The sequence below is a fragment of the Paenibacillus qinlingensis genome, from assembly GCF_013204845.1.
In the GTDB taxonomy this organism is placed as follows: Bacteria; Bacillota; Bacilli; order Paenibacillales; family NBRC-103111; genus Paenibacillus_E; species Paenibacillus_E qinlingensis.
In genome coordinates, this window is sequence record NZ_JABMKY010000009.1 from 269,370 (window position 1) to 290,223 (window position 20,854).

17 protein-coding genes and 1 pseudogene are annotated in these 20,854 nt (G+C 45.7%); 7 read left to right on the top strand and 11 right to left on the bottom strand.

The genetic code is table 11. The features are described 5' to 3' along the window. Positions 1-191 precede the first annotated feature (191 nt). A complete protein-coding gene (locus HQN88_RS18445; protein WP_173115229.1) occupies positions 192-2,549 on the bottom strand; it encodes a helix-turn-helix domain-containing protein in 2,358 nt (785 codons plus the stop codon). Positions 2,550-2,748: 199 nt separating this feature from the next. On the opposite strand from HQN88_RS18445, the gene mgrA reads away from it, so the two are divergent. After that, positions 2,749-3,741, top strand: coding sequence for an L-glyceraldehyde 3-phosphate reductase (gene mgrA / locus HQN88_RS18450; RefSeq protein ID WP_173115162.1), 993 nt, complete (start codon positions 2,749-2,751; stop codon positions 3,739-3,741). A 20-nt stretch (positions 3,742-3,761) separates the two neighbouring features. Here the strand turns inward: mgrA and HQN88_RS18455 are convergent, their stop codons facing one another. The 4 genes from HQN88_RS18455 to HQN88_RS18470 all read right to left on the bottom strand — a co-directional run bounded on the left by HQN88_RS18455 (position 3,762) and on the right by HQN88_RS18470 (position 8,535). Further along, the gene (locus HQN88_RS18455) at positions 3,762-4,601 is read right to left on the bottom strand and encodes an AraC family transcriptional regulator (RefSeq protein ID WP_173115165.1); all 840 of its coding nucleotides are present in this window, start codon (positions 4,599-4,601) and stop codon (positions 3,762-3,764) included. 48 nt (positions 4,602-4,649) lie between these two features. Next, positions 4,650-5,258, bottom strand: a complete 609-nt coding sequence (locus tag HQN88_RS18460; RefSeq protein ID WP_173115168.1) for a pentapeptide repeat-containing protein — start codon at positions 5,256-5,258, stop codon at positions 4,650-4,652. Between the two features lie 164 nt (positions 5,259-5,422). Beyond that, positions 5,423-6,250, bottom strand: a complete 828-nt coding sequence (locus HQN88_RS18465; protein WP_173115171.1) for an AraC family transcriptional regulator — start codon at positions 6,248-6,250, stop codon at positions 5,423-5,425. Next, positions 6,247-8,535: an AraC family transcriptional regulator gene (locus tag HQN88_RS18470; RefSeq protein ID WP_173115174.1), complete on the bottom strand. Its 2,289-nt coding sequence runs from the start codon at positions 8,533-8,535 to the stop codon at positions 6,247-6,249. The genes HQN88_RS18465 and HQN88_RS18470 overlap by 4 nt, the downstream gene beginning before the upstream one ends. Before the next feature lie 262 nt (positions 8,536-8,797). Between HQN88_RS18470 and HQN88_RS18475 the strand changes: the two genes are divergently transcribed. The 3 genes from HQN88_RS18475 (at position 8,798) to HQN88_RS18485 (ending at position 12,289) form a co-directional block, all read left to right on the top strand. Beyond that, a complete protein-coding gene (locus HQN88_RS18475) occupies positions 8,798-9,775 on the top strand; it encodes an ABC transporter permease (protein ID WP_173115231.1) in 978 nt (325 codons plus the stop codon). Positions 9,776-9,787: 12 nt separating this feature from the next. Further along, on the top strand, positions 9,788-10,669 hold the full coding sequence (locus HQN88_RS18480; RefSeq protein WP_173115177.1) for a carbohydrate ABC transporter permease: 882 nt from the start codon (positions 9,788-9,790) through the stop codon (positions 10,667-10,669). 84 nt (positions 10,670-10,753) lie between these two features. Continuing rightward, on the top strand, positions 10,754-12,289 hold the full coding sequence (locus HQN88_RS18485; RefSeq protein WP_246320310.1) for an extracellular solute-binding protein: 1,536 nt from the start codon (positions 10,754-10,756) through the stop codon (positions 12,287-12,289). A 474-nt stretch (positions 12,290-12,763) separates the two neighbouring features. Here the strand turns inward: HQN88_RS18485 and HQN88_RS18490 are convergent, their stop codons facing one another. Together HQN88_RS18490 and HQN88_RS18495 are read right to left on the bottom strand one after the other, a co-directional pair. Next, positions 12,764-12,961: a hypothetical protein gene (locus HQN88_RS18490; protein WP_173115179.1), complete on the bottom strand. Its 198-nt coding sequence runs from the start codon at positions 12,959-12,961 to the stop codon at positions 12,764-12,766. 105 nt (positions 12,962-13,066) lie between these two features. Next, positions 13,067-13,942: an SDR family oxidoreductase gene (locus HQN88_RS18495; protein WP_173115235.1), complete on the bottom strand. Its 876-nt coding sequence runs from the start codon at positions 13,940-13,942 to the stop codon at positions 13,067-13,069. 136 nt (positions 13,943-14,078) lie between these two features. On the opposite strand from HQN88_RS18495, the gene HQN88_RS18500 reads away from it, so the two are divergent. Continuing rightward, complete coding sequence (locus tag HQN88_RS18500; protein WP_173115181.1) at positions 14,079-15,077, top strand: helix-turn-helix transcriptional regulator; 999 nt, start codon at positions 14,079-14,081, stop codon at positions 15,075-15,077. A gap of 96 nt (positions 15,078-15,173) precedes the next feature. On the opposite strand, the gene HQN88_RS18505 is transcribed toward HQN88_RS18500, so the two are convergent. The 4 genes from HQN88_RS18505 to HQN88_RS18520 form a co-directional block, all read right to left on the bottom strand. After that, the gene (locus HQN88_RS18505; protein ID WP_246320311.1) at positions 15,174-15,704 is read right to left on the bottom strand and encodes a GrpB family protein; all 531 of its coding nucleotides are present in this window, start codon (positions 15,702-15,704) and stop codon (positions 15,174-15,176) included. 101 nt (positions 15,705-15,805) lie between these two features. After that, positions 15,806-16,612, bottom strand: coding sequence for a response regulator transcription factor (locus HQN88_RS18510; protein ID WP_173115183.1), 807 nt, complete (start codon positions 16,610-16,612; stop codon positions 15,806-15,808). Positions 16,613-16,630: 18 nt separating this feature from the next. Beyond that, on the bottom strand, positions 16,631-18,466 hold the full coding sequence (locus HQN88_RS18515) for a cache domain-containing sensor histidine kinase (RefSeq protein WP_173115185.1): 1,836 nt from the start codon (positions 18,464-18,466) through the stop codon (positions 16,631-16,633). Positions 18,467-18,591: 125 nt separating this feature from the next. Then, positions 18,592-20,235, bottom strand: coding sequence for an extracellular solute-binding protein (locus HQN88_RS18520; RefSeq protein WP_173115187.1), 1,644 nt, complete (start codon positions 20,233-20,235; stop codon positions 18,592-18,594). A gap of 111 nt (positions 20,236-20,346) precedes the next feature. Between HQN88_RS18520 and HQN88_RS18525 the strand changes: the two genes are divergently transcribed. After that, a complete protein-coding gene (locus HQN88_RS18525) occupies positions 20,347-20,643 on the top strand; it encodes a transposase (protein WP_173115188.1) in 297 nt (98 codons plus the stop codon). Beyond that, a pseudogene (locus HQN88_RS18530) lies at positions 20,640-20,854 on the top strand (IS3 family transposase); the annotation flags it as partial. The gene HQN88_RS18525 and the pseudogene HQN88_RS18530, both read left to right, overlap by 4 nt.

Consider the following 20,854-nt stretch of genomic DNA (forward strand, 5'->3'; position numbering starts at 1 on the left):
CTGAGAAGCGGTTATCGTCGTCAGCACCTGTTCCCAAGTATGCTTCTCCAGGCACGATATGAATACTGTCTAGATCTCATTTCCGCTGTATTTTAGTAAGAAATTCGGGCTACAAGAGAAATCATCAGTCCGTCTTAGAAATCGTCAGTTGCCTCTGCGAATCAAATAAAGCAGCCTCAAGAGGCTGCTTTTCATGTGTCTGCGCCGATGATATCCGGCAGCATGCTCTCCCGGTATTTCCCCGGTGTAACGCCCTCGATCTTCTTGAAGGCTCGGATGAACACGACATCATTATTGTAGCCGACCTTCTGAGCGATCTGTACAATCGTTAGTTCCCTGTTCTCCATCAACTGTTTCGCCTGCTGAACCCGTTTCTGCGTGATGTAATCCAACAGATTCTGCCCTTGATTCTTCTTAAAAAAAGTGGATAAATATTGCGGTGTCATCTGGATACGTTCAGCGATTTGTGCAACCCCAAGGTTCGAGTCGCCTAGATTATCGTGTACAATACGGACAATTTCCTGAAGACGCAGTGAACTGTGATCAGATCGTTCTAGATTAAAGGAACGTGTCAGCGTCTCGTAAAGCTCCTTGGTTTTCGTGTACATGCCTTGGGCAGTTGGATAACTAAACACTTCTTTAATGGGATCAAAACCTACGCCAAGCACTTCTTCCTGATTGGTATTCGTGGAGTTCATAATTTTCAAGAGCGTACTCGTCACATTGAAGAACAAGGCTTTGCCTAATTCTGGCGTGATCTGACTGGAATCGAAATTCATGGAATAAATTTTATCGAGAACCTTTTCAACATTCTCGGTATCACCGCTGCGCACAAAATTAATGAGCTGTATCTCGATTTCAAGCGGATAATAATAATGCTGTTTTACCTCGAGAATATCCTGAAAATGAATCGTTGCCTGCTTACCTACGATCAGCCTGTACTCAAGTGCTGCTAGTGCTTCTGGGTAAGAATCACGAATCGCTTTGGGGCCTGTATGAATGCCGCCAACTGCGATGGTTAGGCCCATATGGAATCTTTGAGAGGTGATGCTGAGGAGCAATTCCGCAATTTCGCGGATATTCGCTTGGGCCACACTCTCCTTATTTGTCGTCAGATTAATGAGAAACGCAATGCGATCTCGATCGAGTTCAACGGAGAATCCTCTATGATTCGTCGCAATGAGATCCGTACCGATATTAGAGACGATAAACCTTGCATGAGCCCACTGCTGTTCATCCTCTTCTCCTAAGAAATGAACATCCTCAATCTTTGCGATGAGTACTGCAAAGCTGTCACTTGTGAATTGTAAATCCATGAATTGAAGCCGATCTCCATTTTCGACCGATATATCCACATCCATATAACCATTGAGAAGACGAGACAAGTAGTTCGCTCGAATAAAAGGAACTTGCTGCGCTAAGGTCATGCGTAGGTTCTTCTCTTCATGAATGGAGCCCTCGACAGTTTGCCGAATAAACTCATATTCATTCGAGGAAGGACGCAAGATCATTTCTTTCCCGCGCATAATCGCGTGAACTGTTTTTTGGAGTGGCTTGTACGTGCGATAAGCCCCGATGCTGACAGCCACTAACCCGCAAATCAAGCATAGAATGAACAGTCCAATGGACCAACTCTGAATTTGATTCACCTGCTGCATAAAAACATCGTTGGGCATGATCGATACATAGTTCCATCCTGCTTTTTGAGAGGAAGTCACGGAAACCACTTGATCCACACCTTTAAGCCGGTAATCAAACGGCCCCGTGTTCTTTTGAACACGCCCCAGCAAATCAGATGGAAATGGTAATTCACTGTTGCTCATAATTGTTTTGCCTGCGTTATCAATAATATAAACGGAACTATGACTCGCTGATTCCAGCTGCGCGAACAGTTGCTTAACCTGATCGACGTCAATCAACACGATAAAATTCCCAAGATTTTGTGATTGCGATTGAACAGGAAGTGATTGTATATAGGTAATGACTTCTTTCGGGGATTGATCTACACCGTTGGATAATGAAGATACCGGTAAATAAGACATCTTATGTTCCTTGCTGAGCAGCTGTTGCCAGCCCTCATACGTCATGTTCTTATAAGCATAATAGATCGAATAAAAGGTCGATGAGTCCGTCACCAAATCCGATTTGACAATCGTATTGCTATTTGCGAAATAAACATAATAATCAAGGATAAAATTACTGGTCATGCTGTGATATTTACTCATCTTGTCTCGCATGAATTGAATAAACTCATATTTATCAACATCACTCGAGTTGGCTGGGATTCGCAGCATATAGTCCAACTTCGGATCGAACACGACTTGGCGCATTAACGTATCCACTTCCGACAATTTATTATCGAGTGACAGTTTCAGCTGCTCGAGCATGGCCACATTGGATCTTGTCGAGCTCTTCTCCAAGCTTTGTTCTACTTTTGTATACAGGAAAAGTCCCATTGCAAGCGGTATCAATAGGATGAATAAATTGGAGGCGATGATCGTTGAAAGCGCACTTTTGCGACTATCGAAAAGACGTATAATGAAAGGCATTTTCAAAACAAGCTCACCATCCATTCCGCAAACGAATTTACTAAAAATTGTAGCTTCTCTTCATCAAAGTTGCAATACAACTTTTTAGAACGCCACATATAAACAGACATTAGGACATAAATAACATCCTTGTGAACATTGTCTTATGAATCAAATCTCTCTAAAATGTAACTTATTCACACCATTAGGAGGTTTAATGATGAGTTATTCAGCTCGTACATCCAGATATGATTCAATGACTTATAACCGGAGTGGTCGCAGCGGCCTGAAACTTCCGGCGATTTCGTTAGGACTGTGGCATAATTTTGGCGGGATTGACGCGTTTGAGAATGGCAGAACGATGCTCAAGAGTGCGTTTGATCTGGGGATTACACACTTCGATTTAGCGAACAATTACGGGCCGCCACCGGGTTCAGCAGAAGAAATGTTTGGGAAGATGCTCAAAGGTGATCTCGCTGCCTATCGAGATGAACTTATTATTTCGACGAAAGCGGGATACTACATGTGGCCGGGGCCTTATGGGGAATGGGGTTCCAAGAAGAACTTGATTGCCAGTTTAGATCAAAGCTTGAAGCGGATGCAAGTAGACTATGTTGACATCTTTTATCATCACCGTCCAGATCCAAATACACCGCTTGAAGAGACGATGGCTGCCTTGCATCAAATCGTGCAACAAGGCAAAGCACTATACGTTGGTATTTCTAACTATAAGCCTGAAGAAACGAAAGAAGCCTCCCGTATCTTGAAGCGACTTGGGACGCCTTGCGTGATCCATCAACCGAGTTATTCCATGATGAACCGTTGGATTGAGGATGGTCTTCAGGATGTTTTGGAAGAAGAAGGAATCGGTTCGATTGCCTTTTCACCCCTGTTCAAAGGAATACTTACCGACCGTTATTTGAACGGTATTGCACCGGATTCACGCGCTGCAAGCTCCAGTGTGTTCCTTAAAGAATCCGATATTAATGAAGAAAGAATTTCGAAGGTCAGACAATTAAACACACTTGCAGCTGAACGCGGTCAGAAAATGTCTCAGATGGCATTAGCATGGGTGTTGCGCGGTGGTCGTGTCACATCAGCTCTTATCGGAGCTAGCAAAGTCAGCCAAATCGAAGATGCGGTTGAAGCATTGAAAGCTCCTGCATTTACCCAAGAAGAATTAGACCAAATCGATAAGATTCTGAACGCATAAGAGCTCAATTTTCTTGATCATCAAGCATTCTGTGATATCTGATTCCGAAAATGTTTAGGGGATACGCCCTTGACTCTCTTAAACATTTTGGAGAAGATCAATTGATCTTGATAGCCGACTGAGTTAGCAATTTCCCCTATGGCATAGTTGCTCTTCTCCAGTAACTCACTTGCTTTATTCATCCGATATTGCAGGAGATATTGCTGGGGAGGCAGCCCTGTCGCCTCTTTGAAAATAGCCGAGAAATATTTGCGATCCAGCTTCAGAAGTGCAGCAAGCCCCTCGATTGAAATAGGCTCATTATAATGAGCATGAATAAATTCCATACTTTGGATCATATAACTATCCCATCTATTAGGAAGTACATCACCAACCGAAGAGGCGGGAGCCACTTCAAGTAATGCCGTCATGCATTCATACATAATAACTTTCAGCTGTAAATCAGCACTATGAGCATGAGCATTCGCGTCCGTTAATTGTTCGTACATCGTCGGCATAACTTTCCGATCCATCGAAAAAACCGGCTGCTCCGGCGACAATCTAGTTCGAGATAAAATGGATTCAACCTGTGCCCCTTGAAAGCCAAACCACGAATATGTCCAAGGATCTGCCTGATCTGCTTCGTAATAGGTAATCACATGTGGGTGTATAAGAAATGCCTGCCCTGGATTCAGCTGATGTGTCCCATTTCCGATACGGACAAATCCCGTACCTTTATGAATAAAATGAATTTTGTACATATCACGAACGCCTGGCCCTACGGTATGACCGGGTTTACAATCCTCTTTGCCCCAATGCATGAGATGTATATCCGGATCCTTCCGGAATAATCGTTCTTGATTGTAATGAAAGATCGCCATTCGTCATCCTCACCTCCTCTTGCGTACAGACATTATACCATAAATCAATCATCCATTGATCTTAGCACCATGCGAAAGCGTGAATAAGACAGCTTGCTCTCGATCCATACGCAAGCCGGTGATGGTCAAGGTTTTGAAATCTACGCCAGCCATTATGGCGCCTCTAACGTCAGCGCCTTGCAGATTGGCTTTGGCGAAGTTCGCCATACTCAGATCACAATCTCTTAAATCAGCCCTATCCAGATTGGATCCGGAGAAATCAGCTTCATGAAATTTAACCCCGCGCAAATCCTGTCTAACTAATCGACTATGCCGTAAATTGGTGTAGGACCAATCCCCCCGGTCAATCGTAATGCCATCCAAATTCGCGTTCGAGAAATCAGATCCCAACATTTTACAGTTCTCGAATTTCGTAACAAACAGATTAGCACTGCTAAAGCTACAATTTTCAAACGCGGATTCTTTATGTAGAGAGCCATTTAACGAAGCTCCGCGAAAGTCACACGCAATGAAGCGACAGTGACTAGTATTAATTTCCTCTAAAGAACCATTCGCAAACGAGCATCCGTCAAATGTGCAACTGATAAGCTCGCCATATCTTAAATCTTGTGTGCCAAAGTTAACGCCTGAATAAGTCTGATTCATTTGCTGAAACATAAGCTGCCTCCTAGGTTTAGTTATTTTAATATAGCACACGGCAGTCAAGTACCTGCATATCACCAAATGGAAGTCAAGAGTTTTATTTTTTCATGAGAAAAAGCGCCACCCTAGCTTCGACAAGAAGCTTCCGATGTCGCTTTATTCATTGTATATTAGCCGCACTATGCGTTCCTGTAGTCCCGTGGATTCATTCCTGTATCTCTGGAAAAAATACGTGAGAAATAGAAAGAGTCTGTAAACCCGCAGTCATCCGCGATTTGTTTTACGGGCAGTTTCGTACTCTTCAACAAAAATTTCGCCCTATCCAACCTGATTTTCGTCACATATTCAATCAGACTTACTCCCGTATGCTTTTTAAAAGTAATGGATAAATAACCTGGAGATAACGAGACATACTCCGCAATTATTTCCCGGGTGATATTTTCTTGATAGTTGGTTCGAATATAAGCTGAAGCCTTCTCAATCATACTTGCTGTTGAACTCTGTTCGAGTTCCCTACTAGCAAGCTCATTCACGGCCTGGACGTTATTTAGAAATTCTAGCTTCACAAGCCATTCATAGTTCTTGCTTTTGGACTGCCACAGATGGAATGCTTTGCGAAAAGATTCTTCAATATTTACTTGCCCTATTGGAAAAACATCTCCACAAATCGGCAACTTCGCTATACTGTCCACGGACAGCATTTCGCCATTTTCCCATCGTACTAAGCGATACAAAAAATGAAAAGAAATAAAACAAACGGGAAACTTCGGATCCGTTGTGATTCGCATGTTAACGCCAGGCCGCACTTGAAACAAATGTCCCGCTTGAAGTTGATACTTCTCCCCGTCAATCTCAAGTGTTCCTGCACCATGATACACATAAGACAGTGTATGCAATTTGGTTTTATCCCGCAATAATAGATAGTTAAAATCTTCCCAAAAGGCCGGATCCCGCTCCACAACATCGATAATTCTAGGTGTAAAGCTCGTCAGAAATTCATCACTCATACCTGATCCGCCTTTTCGCGGTATTGACCTGGCGTAATACCTTCATACTTTTTGAATAACCGGTTGAAATAAGGAGGCTGATAACCCACTTGTATCGCAATATCATTAATTTTTTCATCTGTCTCTACAAGCAGCTTCTTTGCCTGATTGAGCCTGAACTGTGTCAAATAGTCGATGAACGTCTGCCCGGTTACTTGTTTAAAGCCGAGACTTAGTTTCTTGGAATAGGTGCCATGCAAATCAGCACAGGCTTCAAGCGAAATATCTGTGGCATAATTCGTATGAATCGTTTGCAGCACATTCTCAACGAGCTGTTTCAGCTGCATATCTTGCGTGCTGTGCAAGCGTAACACATACGGCTCAATAATATGCTGCTTCATCCAAGCAAGCACCGCTTCTGGCTCTCGAACTTCGGCTAGTTGTTCCCACATATCCAGCCCTTCATTCAACGTAAGCGGATTAAAGCCGGAAATCATAATGGTATTCAGCATATTGCTGCACAATTGAAGCAGCCCTTGCCGAACTCCAAGTTCAATAACGGATTGATTCTTCAATAGACGGAGAAACTCATCCAATCGCTGATTTAACTCCTCTTCGTTCCCTGAACGCAAAGCCTTAAGGAGCAAACTCTCTTCTTCGAAAGGGTAGTGAATGGCATCATGCCCATCTGGAATGAGTTCATTCACATCGAGAATCTGCTGTTCCTCCCCAATTTTTCGATAATTCAGCGCACTGCGCGCGTCATCGAATAGAACAGGAAGTCTTCGCAACTCCGTTGTACGCGTTCCAACACTTACAGTAACTTCCAACTTAAGCAAACTATTCAAGGTGTGAGCGAGCTCTTCTGCCAAATGAAATAGACTTGATTGCATGCCTTCTACGGACATATTCACAGGTTGTCGAATGAGTATCCCGAGCGTCATATCTTGAAAATTAACCGTGTTCGCCTCCATGCCTTTCCCCTTCGTTAACTCTTGCGTAATGTTCACCGCGGCAAAAGTAACAAGTTGTTCGTCCCCTTGCGAGAATTTGCCTTCGGATCGATATATACCATGCATCTGGACGGCTAGCACGGCAAATACACGATCTGACACCTCCCACCCATACTGCGCCATGCGATCGGCCAGTTCGACTTCACTCAGAAAAGAAAGATGTCCCTGTAACAGTTGGAGGAGGAAATTTTCCCGCAGGGAAGGCAGTTGTTGATCAACCCGCTCCTGCAAAATCTGGCTCTCGCGCGAAAGGTGCTTCCACTCATCGGCGATGGTTGCAAACTCATCTGTCGTAACGGCAGTTCTGCCTGGTAATAGCTGCTGCATCAGCCGTTGGACAGGTTGGTACATGTGGCGATACGAATACCACGAAAGAAATAAAGCCAATAAGATTCCGAAGCAGCCGGTCATGATCATGACACGTGACACCGTCTGGACGGGTTTGGTCATTTGTTCGAGTGGCGTAGCGGCGGCTATGATCCACATATTCTCGATTCGCTTCATCTGACCATAGGAGACCGAATAAGCTTCGCCATCCCAAGATTCTACAGAGGAAGCATGCTCTGTCTTTTGCCCTAGAACCGATTTCATCAAAGTCTGATCTAGCTCGGTTGGCTGACCAATATCCGTTGCACCCAATGAAACAATGCCCCCATCTTGCTGCATGAGCAGGGTCGCTCCTGTCCCTTCCGAATCTAATTCGGCGATGAGCGCATTTAATTGTTTAGCGCTTACATCAATCATTAACGCGGCTTCCGTTTCTACAAGTCCCCCTGGAATACGCACAACTAACGTATAGGGTACGTTCTCTTTGCGCGGCACCAGCCGATTCGTCCAATAGACATCACGCTGATACGAAGCCAATGCACGGTACAACTGCTTCTCTTCCAAGGATTCAATGCCCACAATACCTGTACTTTCCTTGATCAGCACTTGCTGCTTGTCCAGATAGAGGGTTACTTCCTGAATAAGTGGATCTGACGCTTTAATCCAGGATAGCGCTTGATAAATCGAGCGCGTACTTTTGTAATCTTTGTAGAGATCCAAATCCTTATAACTACTGCTTAAATTTAAATTAAATGACCACTGGGCCATGATGGATTCCAAATGGTTTAGGTTTTCATTGATCCGCTCTGTTGCGTAGGCAACTTGATTGCGATGCGTTTTCTGTGCCTCTGCTTCAATTTGCTGCGTGCCAACCACATAGAGAATCATTCCGATAATCGCTGCTGGTAGACAAGCACTAATAATGGCGATGAGAAATCCCTTCCGTTGATAATGCTGTCTCCGCATGCTCATTACGCCTCCCTATCAACATTCGATGTTTGTCTTTCACCTGTTGTCCATCCATCATATAAGAAAAAAAAGCCATCTGCAAAGGGAAAATCATTAAAAACAGGCTAAGAATGAATGTCCAATGACAGGAAATGAGCTTTGCTGAAAAGTGAAACGCTAGGAAATATCTTAGAATAACTGTCTAATTGTCGGAAATTAGCTCCTTCCCTATAGTAAAGCCAAGAGACCGAAACTACTTCTTCTGGGAAAGGTGAAAATGATGAAAACCGAAACAACACACACAACTCTTTCTCGTGAAAGACAACCCGCATCTACCCCCTCTCTCTCGCAAAGCAGGCGTGTATGGCAGGGGTTGAAACGAGATCGCATGCTGTACCTTATCGCTTCTCCCATGTTGGCCTACTTCCTTATCTTTAAGTATCTTCCAATGTGGGGCGTTCTGATCGCCTTCAAAGATTACTCGCCTTATCTGGGTTTCTGGAACAGTCCCTGGGTCGGATTCCAGCATTTTGAACGTTTTTTCTCGAATGACAGCTTCTTCCTATTATTACGCAACACGCTCGCTATCAATTTACTAAACTTGATCTTCTTCTTCCCCTTACCGATCGTACTCGCACTCATGCTGAATGAGGTACGCAAAGAATGGGTGAAACGCATCATTCAATCTATTATTTATTTGCCGCATTTCTTATCATGGGTGGTTATTGTAGGAATAACCTACTTGATGCTATCGACTTCGAGCGGTTTTGTGAATAAATTTCTAGAGTCTCTTGGTTATGACAAAATCAATTTCTTAACAAGTCAGGGCATGTTCTGGGCCTTACTTACGCTGCAATCCATCTGGAAAGAAGTCGGCTGGGGTACCGTTATTTTCTTGGCTGCCATCGCTTCTGTAGATACCCAACTCTTCGAAGCAGCTCGCATGGATGGCGCAGGGCGACTTCGCCAAATATGGCACGTCACACTTCCTGCAATCCGCAATGTCATTATCATTCTGCTCATTCTGCGCATCGGGCATATGATGGATGTAGGGTTTGAACAGGTCTATCTCATGATGAACGGCGCTGTTTCGGATGTCGCAGATGTGTTTGATACGTATGTGTACCGCAGCGGTATTCAACAAGCTCAGTTCAGCTTTAGCACGGCTGTTGGTTTGTTTAAATCCATTGTGGGTGTCATTTTGGTCGTTTTAACGAACCGGCTTGCCAAGAAATTTGGCGATGACGGCATCTATTAGGAGGTCTCACCCATGAATCAACGTACAACAGCCGACAAGTGGTTTGAGGGAAGTATTTTAGCTGCATTGATTCTTGTGGCTATCGTCATGTTATTCCCTTTCTATTATATAACTGCTGTCTCTTTCACATCACCGATTGAGTATTTACAGAAAACCATTGTTATCTTTCCTGAAAAATGGACTCTAGACTCCTACCGATATCTGTTTTCCAATAATGTCTTTATCCAGGCAGCTGGTGTCAGCACCTTTCTAGCCACGGTCGGTACTGCCCTAAGCTTGATCATTACATCTGCCGGCGCGTATGCCTTGTCTAGAAAACGTCTTCAAGGCCGAAGAGTGCTGCTTATTCTAATCTTGATGACAACTTTATTCAACCCAGGGATCATTCCCCCGTATCTCGTTGTTCGAGATTTACATCTGATCAATACGATCTGGGCACTAATTTTACCTGTGCTGACAAGTGGTTGGTATGTGATCTTAATGAAAGGCTTCTTTGACAGCATCCCCGATGAGCTCGAAGAAGCGGCCAAGATCGATGGTGCAACGGATATGGGGGTGTGGTTCCGAATTATTTTACCCTTATCCTTACCTTCGCTTGCCGCATTTGGACTCTTCTATGCCGTCGCTTATTGGAACACATTCTTCTCTGCTGTGCTGTATATCACCAAGCCCGATCTTCGGCCCTTGCAAATTGTGCTTCAACAGCTCCTTATTGATTCCTCATCCTCTTCATCTGGAGAGATTGCCAATAGCATGGTTGGGGAAATTGCCATTCCGACTGATACGTTGAAGATGGCTGCAGTTGTCATCGCGACAGTTCCTATTCTACTCGTGTATCCGCTGCTTCAAAAACATTTTGCTAAAGGGGTGATGGTCGGTTCGATTAAGGGTTAACAGATTTCGGGAACGTATCGCGATGGCAGACAGGTTTATAAGTTCAATGAGAAATTGTATGATAACCATGGGAGGTTGATTCATTTGAACACAAACAAACACGTATTTACAAAGGGCACTGTTATCGGCGTGATCGCTGCCTTAACGCTCACAGCTTGCAGCTCTGGACAAGAAGCAACAACGGATAAGAAAGCCGAAGCTACGAGTAACGAGCCTGTCAAGATCTCCATGTTCACGAATCAACAGGGGGCTCAAGCCGTTGACCCATCGAATCCTATTCTGCAAGAGATCGAGAAGAAAACCAATACGAAGCTGAATATCACATGGGTACCCGTTAACACATACTCGGAGAAAACGAAGGTCATGCTGGCTTCCGGCGATTTATCCGATCTTAGTCTCGTGATGAATGTTTTTGATTCACAGGTTGTCCAAATGGCGACATCCGGCGCTTTCTGGGACATTACGCCATATATTAAAGACTATAAAACTTTAAGTGCGATGCCCACTGTGGTTTGGGACAATGCCAAAATAAAAGGAAAAAATTATGGAATCCCTCGTCCTCGTCCGTTAGAAGGTGCTTGGGGCGTACATGTTCGTAAAGATTGGTTAGATAAGCTTGGTATGAAAGTACCCGAAACGATGGATGACATGTATGCTGTGTTGAAAGCTTTCACCGAAAAAGATCCAGATGGTAACGGTAAAGCGGATACCATTGGGATCACAGGTCAAGTTGATGCGGATGGCATGGGCTTATACGGATGGATTGAAGATGTATTTAACAACAATAATGGGTTTTGGAAACTTTCCAATAATCAAATTGTCATCGCTGCTTTAGAGCCAACGGAACGCAAGGCATTAGAATGGCTCAAAAAAGCATATGACGAGAAAGTGCTAACACAAGATTTCGCTGTGATCAAGAATTCTCAAGCACGTGAGCAATACATGGGTGGCAAGGCTGGTGTACTCGGTTCTGCCCTTAATCCACAATGGCTCTACACAGATGCGATGCGCAAAATTGATCCGAAAGCAGATTCATTCCCACTCACTTATTTGATGACGCCAGACGGAAATAAATTTGCCGCGCAAGATTCGGGGAACTTCGGTATGTACGTCATTCCGAAAACGGTGCCTGAGGCCAAAATGAAACAACTCTTGGGCTTTATGGATAAAATCTTATCCGATGATGTCGCAGATCTCGCCGCTTATGGCATTCTTGACAAGCATTATACGATCAAGGATGGATTTAAAACAGCAACCGAACAAGCCAAAGTGGACAACATCCCTGATGTTTCCAATAATCTCCTGCAAATTGCTCAGAAATACGATAAATATACGCGCGCTTACTACAACGGTATTCCCAAAGAGTTCTATGATCGCAGCAAAAAAATTATTGATGACCGTGGCGCTTTCAGTAAACCGAATGTCGCTTACGGCCTCATTTCACAAACCAACTTAACGAGCGGTCCTGAATTAAACAAGAAAATTTTGGATATGAAAATCAAAGTGATCATGGGCAAGGAATCCTTGGCCGCGTGGGACGAATTCGTTGCCAAGACGAAGGCAGATCCAACGTATCTGAAAATTGTGCAAGAGATGACGGAAGCTTATAAGAATAAATAAGCATGATGAAAAAATGAAAAAATGAATAAGTGAATAAAAGAATAAGTGAATAAAGTGCTGAACGTCTAACAGACCTAATCAGGTACAATTGTACCTAGTTAGGTCTGATTTGGGTTCTGCGTTGATTATTAGTGCGATAAACTGCTGGCATCAACTTGTCATCCCGCGGCAAAAGTGCAAAAGAGCATCCTTTTTTTTCGGAATAGCCCCTCTGGGAAAAATGCGTGCGAAAGTGCAACAATTTCCGCTTGCTCGGATCATTTGCGCACCTATTTGGCGAAAAAGGTTGCTCATATGCACGCATTCATCCAATTTTAGCTGTTCTCCCCGGAAATAAGTGTATTTTTGCAACTTTGACGCTACCAAATCGCATACACCTGTCCGCGCCAACGCTGTAAGCGTGTTTTTCACCGTTAGAGCTTGGGGGGTGGGCCGATTTACCCCGCACCAGCGCTGTAAGCATGTTTTTCACCGTTACAGCTTGGGGGGGTGGGCCGATTCGCCCCGCTCCAGCGCTGTAAGCGTGTTTTTCACCGTTACAGCTTGGGAGGTGGGCGGATTCGCCCGCACTAGCGCTGTAAGCGTGTTTTTCACCGTTACAGCTTGGGGGTGAGGGGATTCGGCCCACGCCAACGCTGTAAGCGCGTTTTTCACCGTTACAGCTGGGGGCATGGGTGGATTCGCCCCGCGCCAACGCTGTAAGCATGTTTTTACCGTTGCAGCTTGATGGTTGGGCGGAGTTGGCCCGTTACAGCGCGGAGAATGGGCGAGTCCTACTCAGAACCCATTCTCCTTCGCGTATCTTCCCCAATGTGGACTACGCCCATCGACATCGATGAATCCGTAATCGTCGGACAAAGACCAAGAACTGAGCAGTTGGCCGGTTTTCTCCGCCACCTGCGGATCAGCAGCGAGTGCAGCGATCCCCTGAGCAACGAAGTATGGCGTCTCGGATTGTAGGAAATGGATGTCCTGCTCCGCAGCATCTCGCCAATTCTCCTCCTGCACCCCGAAGTACTCCAGCATCGCCTCCGATCGAAGGAAGCCCGGTGTCACCGCAAGTGCTGTCACACCGTGAGGTTTCAGATCTGCCGCCATCCCTTGCGCCAAATGGGAAACTCCGATTTTAGCCAGACTATAATACAAGTTACCCCGATAGTGATAGCCGACGCCATCTGTAATTTCAACAATAAGCCCAGCCTTGCGTTCGACCATCAATGGAGCTGCATAATAAGCGGTCATGATATGAGAGTGAACAGCTTGTTTCTGAATTAACAATCCGTTTGCAAGCGGAGTCTCCCAGAATCCTTTGCCCCATTCGGTAAGCGGGTCCCCTCCCCAGAGATCATTGACTAGAATGTCCAACCGACCCTGCTGTTCACTCTTAATTTGATCGAACAGTGCCACGACATCCTCTTCCCTCGTATGATCCATGCAGACTGCAATGCCTGCGCCACCTGCTTTCGTAACAAGTTCCGCCGTTTCCTCAATCGTCTCTGGTCGGTTCATCGGCGAGCGTTTTGCCCTCGTCGAACGTCCTGTCACATAGACCGTTGCGCCAGCACGGCCGAGTTCGACCGCAATCGCGCGTCCTGCTCCTCGAGTCGCTCCTGCGACCAAAGCGATTTGATTGCGTAATGGTTGATTTTTCATACTCATGGAACCAACTCCTTCAAATATAAGATAGTAAACTGTATGAACTTAACTCTGGTATCATCATACCTTTAGAATCATGTCACCTGTTGTCATATATGTATGTTAGAATTTAATTACATGAGGAGGGGTACAATTGAGAGCAGATCGGTTACTGCAAATAATGATGTTGCTGCAAACGCGCGGCGGCATGACAACTCGAGAGTTAGCCGCGAGACTGGAAGTCTCGGAACGGACCATTCATCGGGATATGGAAGCGTTAAGCACAGCGGGAGTTCCCGTCTATGCGGAACGCGGAGCTGCAGGTGGATGGCGGCTAATGGAGGGTTATCGAGCAGATTGGGCAGGTCTGCACAAAGACGAGCTCCTGGCTTTACTTGCCGCCGAGCCGCATCGGCATTTAACCGATCTAGGTTTCGGCGATGCTTATGAAGCAGCGGTTTTGAAAGTACTCGCTTCGCTCTCTCCTAATTTACGACGGGATGCCGATTATATGCGACAACGGGTCTACGTGGATGGGGCAGGCTGGCATCAAACTGTCGAAGAATTACCCTGGTTGTCCCTCCTACAGGAAGCTGTATGGGAAGACCGTCAACTGCGATTATTATACGCCTCAGGTGGCGACTCAGTTGTAAGCGAACGCATCTTGAGCCCTCTCGGGCTTGTCCTCAAGGGCTCACTTTGGTATCTCGTTGCGGCTGGCATCGAGCAAGAACCACGCACCTATCGTGTTTCACGCATCCGGGATGCTTCCTTACTGGATGAGCCGGTGGTGCGCCCGGATCATTTCAACCTCGCTGCTTATTGGCAGCGATCGGTCGACCTGTTCCGCAGCGCACTTCCACACTACGCGGTTCAAGCACTTGTGCATCCGAGCGTCTCCACTCGGCTCGAACAGACCCGCTTCGTTCGCATAGTCGCATGGCTCGAAGGACACGAAGCCGAAACCAGCTCGGCAAACGCCAATAGTCCCGTTGTCTGGCGTAAAGCAGAGCTGGAATTCAATACGCTGAGCTCCGCTTGCGAAATTCTGCTAGGCTTTGGGACTATGGTCCGTGTCTTGGAACCATCGGAGCTCCGCGAAGCACTGTTAGAGGCAGCGAACAACATATCTTCTATGTATAGCGGCAAGTAAAGACTCACAATGAGCATGCTTGCCGTCTTTTGTCACTATTCTTTTAGCTTAACGTATCGCACGACTCAGGAAACTGCTGCTTACATCGCGAAAGGTTCATTCCAACCCTTTCCTTCCCTCTTCTCCCCATCGCACTGCTTTCTCAACCAAGTGATTAATGCGCTTTTCTTTCACTTGTTGGTATTGATCATTCGGATAGTATGCTAAGATGTCCAGCTTGAGTTGACCGTATTTCTCAGCTTCCGCAGGATGTTGCATCAAATAAGCCTTAAAATCCAAATAGGTTAATATTCTTGGATCCCCCTGTTGGTAAATATGAACGTGATGCGTACGTTCTACATCCCCTTTTGTGAAGTATCGTCGATTCGGAATGCCGTTCTCTCCTCTTACTAGGTATCCCGCATTGACCATTTGCTCATGACATGCATTCACTTGCTCGATATTTTTTACGATGATCAAAACGTCGATAATCGGTTTAGCATAACCAATTGCGGGCACCGAGGTACTTCCAACATGATGGATATCAACAAGTTCTGTTTGAAAAATCTCCTGTAAAACGTTGGACTCCATCTCAAATTGGTGGTTCCATTCATTTGTCCAAGGTGAAATCGACCATTGCCTTTTCAATTCGTTAACTCCTCCTATATCCAGGGTTCTTCTATCGTCCAAATCATATTTCTTACTATTTCAATATGACTATTATTGGGTAAACTTTCCTTTAACTCCCGTTACAAAAACTTGTTGCGATATTCGGTCGGAGTCAAACTAAACTGCTTCTTGAAGTTCTCCCGGAAGTGGTCCTGGTCTGTATACCCGATCCTGTCACATATTTCGTAGATTTTTATCGCAGGATCCTTCAGCAGCCGGCCCGCTTCCTCCATACGGAGGCGAATGATCCAATGATTGATCGTCATGCTGGTTATTTCTTTAAACAGCAGATTCAAATATTTTTCGCTTAATCCGACTGAGGCCGCCACATCCGCTAGCGTCAATTCCCTACGTGTAAATTCTTCCTTCATATACTGAATCGCCTGTTCGACCAGCTTCGTCTTTTTCAAACTTCCATACCATTCCCCTTGAGGCAACGTATCCGACAAATATGGAAACTCTACCTTGGTGGCATGCTCTGCGACGGTCAACTTCCGGCGCTCTTCCCGTTCTTTGTGAAGCACTTCGACCGCACGCAAAACAACCCTTTCTATTTCAACCGGATCGATAGGCTTCAGGACATAGTCCAATACTTGAAGCTTTAGCGCTTGCCTTGCATGCTCAAACTCACTCAATCCAGATAAAATGATGTAGCGGATGTCCGGATTACGAGCCTTTACAGTCTCAATCAACTCCAAACCGTTCATCTTGGGCATCCCGATATCAGTTAAAATCAGGTCCGGTTCCTCATGGTCAAGCCACGCCAACACCTCTTCCCCATTCTCTACAGCACCCAACAATGTGATGCCAAAAGCCTGCCATGGAATGGCGCGCACCAAAGTTTCACGGATGGTTTTCACATCTTCCGCAACAAGCAGCTTAAACATTAGCAACTCCCCCGATCTTCATACCGACTGCTCCGTATTGCAGGGCAGAACGACTTCGACACAGGTGCCCTCACTTACTTCAACATAACGCAAACCAAACGCCTCCCCGCAATGCAGTTGAATTCTCCGATGAACATTCATCGTTCCGTAGCCGGTTCCACCGCTGTTCGATTTGCCGACAGGATCGCTCACGGGCGGCTGCCGGAGCATGCGGTTCATTTTATCTACCTCGCAGCCTCGCCCGTTATCTTCGACCCGCAGCACAAGTGCTATCCCCTCCAGTCGGGCTGAAATTGTGATCCGGCATTCAGACGGACGGTCGGCAAACCCGTGAATGATGGCATTTTCGGCCAACGGTTGCAAAGTAAGGTGCACAATGTTGATGGACACGAGATCGTCCGGTATTCGTATATCCACCTGCAGATCATCCATCATCATCTTTTGAATATGGAGATAGGCTTCGACCTGCTTAACCTCCCCTTCCAAGGAGATCCAGGCATGCCCCTGATTCAATCCGTAACGAAAAACATTGGCAAGGGAAAGGACGATCTGGCTCGTTTCTCGATCCCCCGCCATGATGGCCCGGCAGTTGATTAAATCCAACGTGTTATATAAAAAATGAGGATTGATCTGTGCATGTAAAAGCTCAAGCTGAATCACTCGGCGTTCAATCTCTTCGGCAAAGGATTTCTCGATCAGACCATGAATGGTGACGAGCATGGAAGCAAACTTCTGGTTCAGCTCATCCACTTCATAGATGCCTGTATTTTGATAAGGAAGCGGTTCTTTAAATTCCACGACTTCCGGACGTTGGATAGCGGTAACCAGCCTGGTGATAGGAACGGTGACCCGTATGACGATTCTTCTGAGCCAGAAACCCGCGACCAGCAAGGCAGCTGCGGCGGTGGCCGCTCCGATTGCTGATATAACGAAGGTGTATCTGCTGAAATGGCTCTCAGGAACTACCGCCAGCAGCTTCCAACCGTTCTCCAGTGTCTCGAACATCACCCTGTGGTTTTCTCCGTAGATTCTAGTCACGATTGATCCCTTGGTGCCAGTCAAGGAGCGGATATAGGGAAGTTCTCCCACATTGTCGAGAAAATCGTATCGCTCGCTGAAGATAACACGATCGCTTTCATCCAGCAGCAAATGATAGCCTTTCTCCAGCGGTGCATTGTCGAAAGCACCCTTGATGCTCCCAGTATCCGCAGCAACGATCACCGTACCGATGTTTCGGCCGTCTTTGATGCTCGTCTTTTTTCTCGCCGAATAGATCATAGCTGCATTTAATCGGTCGGTCTTTTGGCCCCACCACACAGTCTGTCGTTCCCCGCGACTCAGGCTTCGAAACCATTCCTCACTCTTCAGATCCCCATTTTTAAAGATTCCCGTTGATGGGTAAAAATGATCTGGTGCCATTTCGTATAGCCCGCTCCCCGGTTCCAATGCGACGGAAACAATATAGGATTGCTGCGCCACATTATGGGAGCCGAAATCGTTCAGGAGAGACAACAAAGACAGATTCTGCAAGTTGGTCTGGAGTGAATAAAAATCGCCGACTGCCTCGAATGGTTCCTGATAAGAGCTTTCCAGCAAATTTTCAATCGATTGATTGGATAAAATAAAAGCCGCTACGTTATTCATCGTATCGAATTGGTATCCTATATTCCTGTAAACAAACTTCATCGACTGTTCCGCCATCTTGAGGGTATGGTCGTTCTGTACGCGAATGAGGACGTAACTGGCCGCCGTTGCAAAAAGAGCGATGAAGGTGACGATCAACACAAAAATCGGAAGACTCAGTCTTGTAAGTAATCTCGAATTGCTGCTCCGCTTTTGTTTACTTACTGCCATCCTCATCCCCCTCTTTCGCTGGCATTATTGCAGAAGCCCCTTCAGCCGTAATTCGCCGGCCGAGGGGCTCCCCAATCTCTTAAGGTTTCTTCATGCAGATGATATCCTCCTGCAAGAGGAGGCTTTTATTTGCCGGTTTTCTTCTTGAAGGACTCTTCTAGCTCTTTCAAGATTTGTGTACCGCCTTGTGACTTCCATTTATCCACAAACTCGTCGAACTTCTTGATGTCGGCACCCATAATGATTTGCGTAAAGACAGAGTCACGCATCGTGTTCAGTTCCACCAGCTTAGCGATCTTCGTCGATGAATCTAAATAGTTGGAAGCGTCCGTAATCTGAAACTTATTATTAATCGCGACATCAAGCGCCTGAGCATTCCGGGTCTGTACAGAATCCAGATAACGCGGCCAGCCCTGCAGTCCCGGAGCAAACAGGTAGCTCTGCACACCGCGGAAACTCCCGTTTTTGTCCAGCATTGTCGTCGGGTCTACGATGTCGTTGGTCATCACCTTCATCTTGCCATTCTCGAGTTTGTAGTCTTCCCCTTCGACTCCCCACACCGTTAGCATTTGATTTTCCAAAGACAAGGAATTTTCGATAATAGCCAGAGCTTTTTTCGGATCTTTGGTTTTAGCGCTGATAGCATTCACCTGGCTGAAAGGAGCACCTTGTGGAGCTACTGCTTTGCCGTCTGTACCGACGAGAGAGTCAGTTAAAGTCAGATACTTAAAAGGCAAATCGACCTGGTTCGGAAGCTTCCCATCTGCCGCCAGCTTTCCGCTTTTCTTGAGCTCAGTCGTTTCCACTTGGGTATCATAATCATTTGGCGTCGACCACCAGCCCATCCATGAGAACAACTTTCCGCTGTAAAGCTTAGCCCTCAGCTGCTCTTCCTTAATGGTTGCGAACTCCTTGTCGATCAGGCCTTCCGCATACATTTTTTGCAGGAACTGAAGTGCATCTTTCATTTTGGGATCAATATCGTAATTGCTGAATTTGCCGTCCTTTTCGGTGAAATAGCCGGGTGTCACACTAAATGCACCAAATATATTGTCAAAGGAATTGTTAGCAAATTTCTGCTGGCCGATCTGAGCCGTATATCCTCCAAGTGGAATGACATCCGGTTTCTCCGTCTTGACCTTTTTCAGCAGGTTGTAATATTCATCGAGCGTTTTCGGCACCTTGGCACCCATTCCGTCGAGGTAATCCTTACGCATGACTAGATTCCAACGGTACCCTGCACCAGGTCCCCCTTGATAAGGAATCCCGAAGATTTTGCCGTTCACCTTCGCCTGCTCAAAAATTTCCTTCGGCACTTCCTTCAAGATATTAGGCGTATCCTTCTCATTGATGAGATTGGTAAGATCGACAAATGCTCCTTGAGGGGCATATTTCTGGAAGTCATCGGCAAAATCAATTCTCACCACGTCGGGAATATCACCACTTGCCATCTTCAGATTGAGTTTTGTTTTATACTGTTGAACATCCACCAATTCGGGAACGATTTTGATGTTGAGCTTTTTCTCGATAGCTTGCTTGACGACGTCTTTCGAAGGATCGTAGGGTTTGGAAATATCTTGCGCTTTTAACCATTTGAGCTCATATGGCCCTTCTGTTTTAGATGAAACCGATGCTGACGCAGAACCTCCTGCCGGTGAAGGTGACACACTGTCTGCTCCGCTATCTTTACTGCATCCCGCAACGGTTACGGTTCCGGCCAGTACGGCAGCGAGAACGCCAAAAGACCATTTCTTCGTTTGATTTGACATGAATAATAGACCTCCTTGGTATAACTTCTATATTGCAATTAGACTTAATAGTGGACACAACGAATTGGGGAGTTAGATAATAAAACTATCCAAATTTAAGAGGTGTCCAAGATGAGCCAACCCCGTCAGCGTTACAATCAAAAGTTTAAAGAAGAAACGGTTAAGTACATTCAACAGCACAGTAAATCGATCACGGAAATTGCAGACGAATTGAACATCTCAGCGAAGACATTGAGTAACTGGATGAGCAAATATCGTCAGTTTCCAGATGAACCCTTCGTAGGAAGTGGCAATCTACGTAACCATGATCAGATTGTGAAAGACTTAGAGCAACGAAACAAAGATCTAGAGGAAGAGCTGGCCATCTTAAAAAAGGCGCTGCACATCTTCAGCAAAGACCCGAAGTGAAATTCAAGTTCATTGATGACCACCGTTCTACATTTCGGGTTGAGAAGATGTGCAGCGTACTTGGCGTGTCCAAGAGCGGTTACTATAAATGGCGTCTGGCACCGCCGAGTGAGCGGAAAAAGCGCCGTGAAGTGTTGACTAAAGAAATAGAAGCTGAGTTTCTGGAATCGGATCGAAATTACGGCAGTCCAAAAATCACAGAGGAACTGAG

Coding starts and splice junctions, on each gene's coding strand:
- HQN88_RS18460 (WP_173115168.1), bottom strand. CDS start 5,258: ATGTTTCAGCAAATGAATCAGACTTATTCAGGCGTTAACTTTGGCACA.
- HQN88_RS18480 (WP_173115177.1), top strand. CDS start 9,788: ATGAATCAACGTACAACAGCCGACAAGTGGTTTGAGGGAAGTATTTTA.
- mgrA (WP_173115162.1), top strand. CDS start 2,749: ATGAGTTATTCAGCTCGTACATCCAGATATGATTCAATGACTTATAAC.
- HQN88_RS18470 (WP_173115174.1), bottom strand. CDS start 8,535: ATGCGGAGACAGCATTATCAACGGAAGGGATTTCTCATCGCCATTATT.
- HQN88_RS18455 (WP_173115165.1), bottom strand. CDS start 4,601: ATGGCGATCTTTCATTACAATCAAGAACGATTATTCCGGAAGGATCCG.
- HQN88_RS18510 (WP_173115183.1), bottom strand. CDS start 16,612: ATGTTTAAGCTGCTTGTTGCGGAAGATGTGAAAACCATCCGTGAAACT.
- HQN88_RS18465 (WP_173115171.1), bottom strand. CDS start 6,250: ATGAGTGATGAATTTCTGACGAGCTTTACACCTAGAATTATCGATGTT.
- HQN88_RS18515 (WP_173115185.1), bottom strand. CDS start 18,466: ATGGCAGTAAGTAAACAAAAGCGGAGCAGCAATTCGAGATTACTTACA.
- HQN88_RS18475 (WP_173115231.1), top strand. CDS start 8,798: ATGAAAACCGAAACAACACACACAACTCTTTCTCGTGAAAGACAACCC.
- HQN88_RS18445 (WP_173115229.1), bottom strand. CDS start 2,549: ATGCCTTTCATTATACGTCTTTTCGATAGTCGCAAAAGTGCGCTTTCA.
- HQN88_RS18490 (WP_173115179.1), bottom strand. CDS start 12,961: ATGCCCCCAGCTGTAACGGTGAAAAACGCGCTTACAGCGTTGGCGTGG.
- HQN88_RS18525 (WP_173115188.1), top strand. CDS start 20,347: ATGAGCCAACCCCGTCAGCGTTACAATCAAAAGTTTAAAGAAGAAACG.
- HQN88_RS18495 (WP_173115235.1), bottom strand. CDS start 13,942: ATGAAAAATCAACCATTACGCAATCAAATCGCTTTGGTCGCAGGAGCG.
- HQN88_RS18520 (WP_173115187.1), bottom strand. CDS start 20,235: ATGTCAAATCAAACGAAGAAATGGTCTTTTGGCGTTCTCGCTGCCGTA.